Source organism: Sphingomonas sp. Sphisp66, assembly GCF_047324325.1.
Taxonomy (GTDB): Bacteria; Pseudomonadota; Alphaproteobacteria; order Sphingomonadales; family Sphingomonadaceae; genus Sphingomonas.
Genome location: NZ_CP168508.1, coordinates 3,200,501 through 3,208,899, shown reverse-complemented (window position 1 = coordinate 3,208,899; position 8,399 = coordinate 3,200,501). Strand labels below are relative to the sequence as shown.

Annotated in this window: 6 protein-coding genes; 2 read left to right on the top strand and 4 right to left on the bottom strand. The window is 66.8% G+C overall.

The annotated features are described in order from the left end of the window. The first annotated feature begins 134 nt into the window (after positions 1-134). The gene (locus ACEN8G_RS14675; protein ID WP_413414602.1) at positions 135-1,163 is read left to right on the top strand and encodes an alpha/beta hydrolase; all 1,029 of its coding nucleotides are present in this window, start codon (positions 135-137) and stop codon (positions 1,161-1,163) included. Between the two features lie 234 nt (positions 1,164-1,397). Here ACEN8G_RS14675 and ACEN8G_RS14670 read toward each other — a convergent pair whose 3' ends face one another. From ACEN8G_RS14670 to ACEN8G_RS14655, 4 genes are read right to left on the bottom strand one after another with little or no spacing between them, the layout of a single operon-like run. Continuing rightward, positions 1,398-2,639: an MFS transporter gene (locus ACEN8G_RS14670; protein WP_413414603.1), complete on the bottom strand. Its 1,242-nt coding sequence runs from the start codon at positions 2,637-2,639 to the stop codon at positions 1,398-1,400. Between the two features lies 1 nt (position 2,640). Further along, entirely contained in the window at positions 2,641-3,363 is a 723-nt protein-coding gene (locus tag ACEN8G_RS14665) for an IclR family transcriptional regulator (protein ID WP_413414604.1), read from the bottom strand. A 42-nt stretch (positions 3,364-3,405) separates the two neighbouring features. Next, positions 3,406-4,572: a mandelate racemase/muconate lactonizing enzyme family protein gene (locus ACEN8G_RS14660; protein WP_413414605.1), complete on the bottom strand. Its 1,167-nt coding sequence runs from the start codon at positions 4,570-4,572 to the stop codon at positions 3,406-3,408. 2 nt (positions 4,573-4,574) lie between these two features. Next, positions 4,575-5,495: a dihydrodipicolinate synthase family protein gene (locus ACEN8G_RS14655; RefSeq protein WP_413414606.1), complete on the bottom strand. Its 921-nt coding sequence runs from the start codon at positions 5,493-5,495 to the stop codon at positions 4,575-4,577. A gap of 211 nt (positions 5,496-5,706) precedes the next feature. Between ACEN8G_RS14655 and ACEN8G_RS14650 the strand changes: the two genes are divergently transcribed. Further along, positions 5,707-8,382, top strand: a complete 2,676-nt coding sequence (locus ACEN8G_RS14650) for a TonB-dependent receptor (protein WP_413414607.1) — start codon at positions 5,707-5,709, stop codon at positions 8,380-8,382. Positions 8,383-8,399 lie beyond the last annotated feature (17 nt).

Below are 8,399 nucleotides of genomic sequence, written 5' to 3'. Positions count from 1 at the left end.
AAATTATAGCAACGCCTGATTGCTGGATTTGACGAAGTTCAGCCTATCTCTGTAGGAATTGGATAAATGACGTTGCTATGAATGCAACGTATCTGATTCAGGCCGCGCAAAGCGGCCATCTATGGAGGGAAGCCATGACGCGCGTCGGAGAAGGGGCGAGCCGCCGGACCGTCCTGAAGGCAGCGGCGCTCCTGCCTGGCGTGGCTGCGGCGACGCCAGTGGCGCATGCGCAGGCGGCGCAATCGGCCGACTTCCTGTCCTTCGCGCGGGATGCGCGCGAGCCGGATCTGGTCCTGCCGCTCTGGCCCGAGGGCAAGATGCCCGGCGGGCCGGTTCCGGGCATCACCGAACGGGTCGACGACCAGACCGACAATGCCGGCCTGCGCTACCGGGTCGCCGAGCATGTCACCCGGCCGACACTCTCCTATTTTGCGGCGGCCAGCCCGACGGGTGCCGCGGTCCTGATCCTGCCCGGCGGCGGCTATTCGCGCGTGGGCATCGACCGTGAAGGCTATGAGACGGCGCGCTGGTTCAATGCGCAAGGCGTGGCCGCCTTCGTGCTGCGCTACCGGCTGCCCGCGGATCGCTGGGGCGGCGGCGCGCTGGTCGCGTTGCAGGACGCGCAGCGGGCGATGCGGCTGATCCGGGCGGGCGGCAAGTGGAGCGTCGATCCGAAGCGCGTCACCGTGCTCGGCGGGTCGGCAGGCGGACACCTGGCGATCAGCCTGTGCGTGAAGGTCTATGACCGCACCTATCCCGTGATCGATGCGGCTGACCGGCTGCTGACCCGGCCCGACGGCGCGATCCTGCTCTATCCGGTGGTGTCGATGGGGGCGGGGGGCAGCGCTGCCGTCACCGGCTCGCGGTCGGCGTTGCTCGGCCCGGACGCCACCGCCGCCGATATCGCCGCCTGGTCGTTCGACCAGCGCGTGCCGGGGATCACCCCGCCGATCTTCCTCGCCCATGCGGTGCACGACCGGGTGGTGCCGGTCGACCACGCGCTCGCGCTGTTCGGCGCAGTGCGTGGATCAGGCGGTTCGATCGACATGCACCTGTTCGAGGACGGCGCCCACGGCCTGGGCCTGCGCGGCGACCCGGCCTGGCCGATGTCCGATTGGCCCAGCCTCGCCCGGCGCTGGCAGCAGCGGAACAGTCTCGCCTAGAGGGCCCCCTTGCAATGTAGGATTTCGCCTGCTTGGCTCCCGCAGCCGGGATCGCTCCCGGTCGCTCTTTGACTCTGCAGGAAAAATAGGATCACGCGCACGTAACAATGTTGCGGGATGCGCGCCCTTACCGGGAAAATAGGGAAAATAAGCGCGGCAAAAACGCGCTCTTGGCGTGAACTTAGTGAACTTTCGCGGGTCGCACCCGCAGCCGATGTTGGAAGAGCAGCACGGCTAGGCCGGCCGCAGTTCCGACCTTGGCTGGCTGCGCAGCGCCAGGAAAGCGACCAGCATCGCCAGCGGGTGGAGGCAGCCCATCAGCAGGAAGATCTGCCCGTAATTGCCCGACTGGGCGAGATGCCCGACGAGCTGGGTCGAGAAGATGCCGCCCAGCCCGCTGCCCGCCGCGACGATGCCGAACACCGTCGCGACGACCCGCGTGGGATAGAGGTCCACCACCAGGGTGCTGATGTTGATCTGGAATACCAGGTGGGCGAATGCCACCAGCGCCGCCAGCGCGAAGGTTACTTCGATCCCCGGATTGGTTGCGATCAGCATCCCCGCCGGCGCCAGCACCGCCGCCGCCGCCATCCCGGTCAGGCGGCTGTTGGGCGGCGTCATCCCGCGCTTGATCAATTGGCCGGAGAAGATGCCGCCGCCAATGCTGCCGATGTCCGCGGCAAGATAGACGATCCACGCGGTCGCCGCGATCGTCATCAAGCCCAGCTCGCGCTGGTCGGCGAGGTATTTGGGGAACCAGAACAGGTAGAAATACCAGACCGGGTCGGCGAGCATCCGCGAGAGCGCGAAGCCCCAGAGCGGCCGCTCGCGCAGGATCGCGTGCCACGGCGTCGGCTCGGCAGGGCCGGTCGCCTTTTCCTTGCTGCGCGGATAGATGGCGAGCCAGGCGATCAGCCAGACGAACCCCATCGCGCCGGTCGCGACAAACGCTTCGCGCCAGCCATAGCTCAGCGCCAGCCAGCCGATCAGCGGCGGCGCGATCGTCGCGCCCACCATCGCGCCGGCAGTATAGGTGCCGAAGGCGAAGCCGCGTTCGCGTGGCGGGAAATGCTCGGAGACTGCCTTGGGGCCGGCGGTGTAGTTGCCCGCCTCGCCGAGGCCCAGCATGGCGCGGGCGCCGCCCAGCGCCGCGGCGCTGCGCACGAAACCGGTCGCCATATTGGCCAGCGACCACCAGCCGACGAACAACGCCAGCGCGGTCCGCGTCCCCAGCTTGTCGGTCAGCCAGCCCGCGACGAGATAGGCGATCGTATAGGCGATCAGGAACAGCTGGACGACATGGGCATAGCCGATGTCGTCGATCTTGAGGTCGCGCTGCACCATCGGCGCGAGGATCGACAGCGTCTGCCGGTCGACATAGTTGAGCACGGTCGAGGCGAAGAGCAGCGCGAGGATCGCCCAGCGCAAAGGGTTCGGCGATCTGGTCTCGCCGACGGGCACGGCCTGCTCGGACAATCTAGCCTCCTATTTCGGGTGCTGCTTCGCGCAGTGCCGCGACGAGCGGCTCGGTTGCTGCTTCGGGAATCCAGCCGGAAAGCGCGATGCCGGCATGGGCGGGATCGCCGGTAGAGACGGCGACGACATGATGGTCGCGCTCGTCGGCGACATGGACGCGGGCATAGCCGAGCTGCCGGATCTCGCCGAGCTTGGCGAGCAGCTGCTCGATCCCTTCCGGGAACATCGGGATGTCCTTGTCGCGGTAGATGTCGCGGACTTCGTCATCGTCGAGCTCGGAGAGCAGCACCATGCCGATGCCGCTGGTAGTGGCCGGCAACAGGCCGATACGGCCGAGCCCGCGCGACGCCTCGATCCCCGGCGGGGCGTGGAACAGGTAGCTGACGCTGTCGCCCCACAGCACGCCGAGTGCCACCGTATGGCCGAAGCGGCGCAGTCCCTCGAGGATCGGCAGCGCGCGGTTGATCAGGCCCGATGCGAACAGGCTCTGCGCGGCGAGTACATGCATGCCGGCGCCGGCGGTGTACTTCCGGTTGGCGGTCTGCCGGGCGATGCCGAGATAGGCGAGCGTCTTGAGCAGCCGGTTGATCTTGGTCGGATCGGCATCGAGCCGCCGGGCAAGCTCGCGGCAGCCGACAGGCTCGGGCGAAGTGGCGAGCGCCTGGAGCGTGGCGATGCCGTCGATCAGGCTCTGGTTCGGCTGGGCATTGGGTTTAGCGCGCATGGTCGCATCCTATGCACCCGCGCGTGCAGGCCGCCAATCCGCTCACGCTACCAGCTCCGCGTGGTCCCAGAACCGCGCATTGGGCTCGGCGCCCAGCCCGGGGGCGGTGGGCAGGGCATAGCCGCCTGCGCCATGCCCCATGTCGGTATCGAGCAGCGCCAGGTTCCGCTCGAACACCGAGTGTTGCCACTCATGCTTCCACAGGCCCGGGATCGTCGCCGAAGCCTGGAGGCTGGCGGCGAGGAAGATGCCGGTGCCCACCGTCGCATGCGGCGCCACCGCGACCCGCTTCGCCGCCGCCAGCCGCGCGATACGGACGAACTGGGTGATGCCGGTATGCCCCATCTCGGGCTGGATATAGGCGAGCGGCCCGGCGGTGAGGCGATTGGTCGCCTCATATTCGGTGTACCATTCCTCGCCCGCCGCGACCGGCACCGGGCTCGTCGCGGCAAGCTCCGCGAGCCCGGCAATGTCCTCGGGCTTGACCGGCGCCTCAACGAAGCCGGGGCGATACGGCGCGAGCTTGTCGATCAGCGCGGCCGCCTCGACAGGCGAGAATTTCCAGTGCAGGTCGATCAATATCTCGGCGCGGTCGCCCAGCGCCTCGCGGAGCGCCGCCATCTCGGCGACGATGCCTTCATGGCTGACCACCGCGGCAAACTTGAACGCATCGATCCCGCGTGCCTGCCACTGCTTCGCCAGCGCCACGCGGCCCTCGAGCGTCGCGGCAGGAAGCCCGGAGAGATAGCTCGGGATCGTCGCATGTGCCGTCTCGCCGATCAGCTCGCGGACCGGCTTGCCCTCGGCCTTGCCCTTCAAATCCCACAAGGCGATGTCGATCGCCGCGATCGCATCGACATGGAAGCCACCCCAGGCACCGCGCACGCGCATCAGCCCGTAGAGCAGGTCCCAGGTCGCGCCGATATCGGTCACGTCCTCGCCGATCAGTACCGGCGCGAGCAGATCGTTGACGATCTCACAGGTCGCTCGCGGCGCGCAGATCCCATAGGTCTCGCCCCAGCCCACGCTGCCATCCTCGGCGGTGACGCGCACCACGATCGAACGATCCACCGTCGGGTAGATCGTGCCATTGCCCTTGCGCACGATATAGCCGCGCGCATTGACGCGCTCGCCCTCCGCGAGCGGTCCCAGATAGGGCGTGTCGCGGGGGACGGTGACGATGAACGTGTCGATCGCGGCGATGCGCATGGTCAGGCGAGTGCCCCCTGGGGTGCTTCCATCGGCAGCAAGTCTGCCAGCCGGGCGAGCAGCGCGTCCAGCTCCGCCTGGTCGTAGCGGTCGAGCTCCGGCCCCGGCGCACGGACATAGGTGCTCTCGATCAGCCCGCGGCGCTGGAGCACTGCCTTGGTCAGCCGCCAGCGGAAGATCGCCTGCATGTTGAGCAGCGGCAGCGTGCGCTCGAACAGGTCGCGCGCCTTGTCCTCTTCGCCCGCCGCATAATCGGCGAGCATGCGCACGTGCAGCTCGGTGATCTCGCAGGCCGGCATGGTGCCGCGCGCACCGCGCGCCAGCTCGTCGATCACGTAGCGCGCGCCGGCGCCGCCGAACACCGCCTCGAGCGAGTTGCCCGCCAGCTCGGTCAGTCGGGTGATCCGCTGCCCCGAGGGCGGCGCCTCTTCCTTGACGTACTGGATGCCCGGCACCTGGTGCGCCAGCTCGGCGACCTGATCGAGCGGCATGCCGATGCCCATCGGGGCAGGGGCGTTCTGCAGCATGATCGCGATGCCCGATCCCTGATGCGCCGCCTCGAAGAAGCGCGCCATCGCAGGCAGGTCGCCCGCAAAGGTCCTGGGCGTGAGGATCATCGCCGCCGAAGCCCCGGCCTTCGCACCGGCTTCGGCATAGGCGATCGCCTCATTGGTATCGCCGGTGCTGCCGCCGACGACGAAGGGCACGCGCCCGTCCAGCCATTCGCCGATCCGCGCGGTGAGGTGCAGCCGCTCCTCGACGCTCAGCATGTCATATTCGCTGGCGAGGCCGGGGAAGACCACGCCCTGCGCACCGGCCGCGACGATATAGTCGAGGACGCGGCGCATGCCCGCTTCGTCCACCGCGCCCGACTCGGTGAAGATCGTCGGCAGAATCGGCAGCACGCCTTGCAGCTGGGTCACATCCCCTCCGGAATATTTTGTTGCTATATTTGTCATATGCGCGCGGTTCTCACCCCTTGTCAATCACAGTGTTGCGCCATTGTCACGGCTATTCCCTCGCTGAACGAGGGTGTTGCGCGATCCATATTGTTGCTTTAGTAGATACGTCAAGCGGAGGCCAAGGGCATAAAGTCCGGGCCCGCCAACCGCCGGGTTGATAAGGGGAGAGGATATGAAGAATCGCATCGTCCAGCGCCTGCTGGTGACCACCGTTCTGGCATCGGCCGCCGCATGCGCGACGCCGGCCGCGGCGCAGACCGACTCGGCTGCGCCCGCCGCCCAGGCCGCTGATCCGGCGCAGGCGCAGCAGGACGACGGCGCCATCATCGTCACTGGCATCCGCCAGAGCCTCGGCGCCGCGCGCGACATCAAGCGCAAAGCCGTCCAGTTCGTCGACGCGATCGTCTCGGACGACATCGGCAAGCTGCCCGACCGCAACGTCGCCGAATCGCTGGCCCGCGTCTCGGGCATCCAGGTCGATCGCGGCATTGCCGAGGGCACCAATGTCTCGGTGCGCGGCCTTCGCCAGAACGTCTATCTGTTCAACGGCCGCGAGATCGTCGATGCGACGGGGCGCGGCGGTGTCGGTCTCGATCAGCTTGGCAGCTCGACCTATGGCATCCTCTCGCTGGTCCCCTCCGAGCTGATCTCGCGTCTCGAGGTGACCAAGCTCGCTGGCGCCGACGACATTGCCGGTGCGCTGGGCGGCATCGTCGACATCAACACGCGCAAGCCGCTCGACGGCCCGAACAGCATCGCCGCCCGCGCCGGCGCCAGCTATGACAGCCTGACCGAGAAGCCGAGCTACGAGCTGTTCGGCCTGGTCTCGCAGAAATTCGCCGGCGATACGCTGGGCGTGCTGGTCTCGGCCTCCTATGGCCGCCGCCGCCTGTCGCAGCAGGGCCTCGATACCTTTTCGGGCTACACCCAGTTCACTTCCGGCGGCGCCACCCATTTCGGCCATTCGGACGTGCGTCCCGAGGAAATCACCGAGAAGCGCACCAAGTTCGGCCTGGACGGCGTGATCCAGTGGAAGCCCGCGCCGGGTGTCGAGATCACCCTCGACAGCTTCTATTCCAAGCTGATCTCCGATCGCGAGCGCTACTGGATCTCGTTCAATCCGCAGACCGGGCTGACCAACGCCACCTATTCGCCGAACAATGTGCTGATCTCGGGCACCTCGACCGCACCGATCCTCACCAACAGCGAGTTCGCCTATACCAAGGCGGATACGTGGTCCTCGGCCCTCAACGGCAAGTTCGACATCTCGGACCGGATCCAGGCCAGCGCCGAGGTCTCCTACAACCGCTCCACCTCGAGCTACGACCAGAATTATCTCCGGCTCCAGCCGCTCACCACGATCACGCCCAGCACGACCTTCGATTTCTCCAAGGGCGAGCTTGGCGCCTATTCGATCAGCGGCATCAACCTGAGCGATCCGGCGCAGCTGCGCTTCACCATCCTGTTCGACAATCTCTACCGCGCGAAGACCGAGGCGACCGCCGCGCGTACCGACTGGAGCATGAAGCTGGGCGAGGGCTTCCTCGACAAGCTCAACATCGGCCTGCGCGCGCAGAAGCTCGACACGCGGGTCAACCCGTCGCTCGCCGATATCCGCCCGACCGGCGGCGTGGTCGCGACCTCGCTCGCGCAATATCTGACGCTGCACTCGAACCCCGATTTCGCCCAGGGCGATTTCGCCGGCCTGCCGCGCAGCTTCCTCGCGGCGAACGACAGCATCGCCGGGGGCTGTGGCGTCTGGACCACGGTCCCGGCGGTGTCGCAGTCCGCCGCCTGCCTCAATCCCACCGGCACCGCCACTGCGCTCGCCGGCACCTACCGGATCAAGGAGAATTTCACCGAGGGCTATGCCAAGCTCGACTTCAAGCTTGAGGGCGGCCTCGATCTCGCCGGCAATATCGGCGTGCGCTACCTCCACCGCGACATGACGTCGATCGGCAATCTGATCGGTGCCACCGGCGGAGTCACGCCGGCCACCTTCGATCGTACCGATGACGAGTGGCTGCCCTCGGCCACGGTGAAGCTGAACCTGGCCCAGGGCATGATCCTGCGGCTGGGCGCGGCCAAGGTCGTTGCCTTCCCGAACACCGCCGATCTCAACAACGGCGTGACGCTGAACAACACCGCGATCTTCGTCGGCGGCGTGCAGGTCTCGCCCGGCACCGGCAGCGGCGGCGCGCCGAATCTCAATCCGTTCAAGGCCAACCAGTTCGATGCCTCGCTCGAATATTATTTCGGCCGCCAGGCGCTGTTCTCGGTGGGGCTCTTCTACAAGGACGTCTCGACCTTCATCGTCGCCAAGCAGAGCGCGGAGACGTTCAACAACGTCAACTATCTGATCAACCGCAAGATCAATGGCGACGGCGCCAAGGTGAAGGGCGTCGAAGCGCTGCTCCAGCTGCCCTTCTACTTCCTGCCGGGGCCGTTCGACGGGCTCGGCATCGTCGCCACCTATTCCTACATCGACTCGACCACCCCGATCCGCGACGCGGTGGGCCGTGTGCTCGCCTTCCCGGGCCTGTCGAAGAACAACGCAAATTTGGTCGGCTATTACGAGAAGGGGCCGGTTTCGTTCCGCCTCGCGTACAACTGGCGCGACGATTATCTGGTCGGCCTGTCGGGTGCCAACACCGGCATCTACAACGATGCCTATACCGATCTGTCGGCCACCTTCCGCTACGACATCTCGAAGAACTTCTCGCTGAACCTCGAGGCGAACAACCTCCTCAACGAGCACCAGCGCACCTATGACGGCTCCTCGGAGGCGCTCCGGACGAACCTGTTCTTCGGGCGCATGTACAAGGCCAGCATCAGCGTGAAGTTCTGACGCTGGCCTGCCGGAGG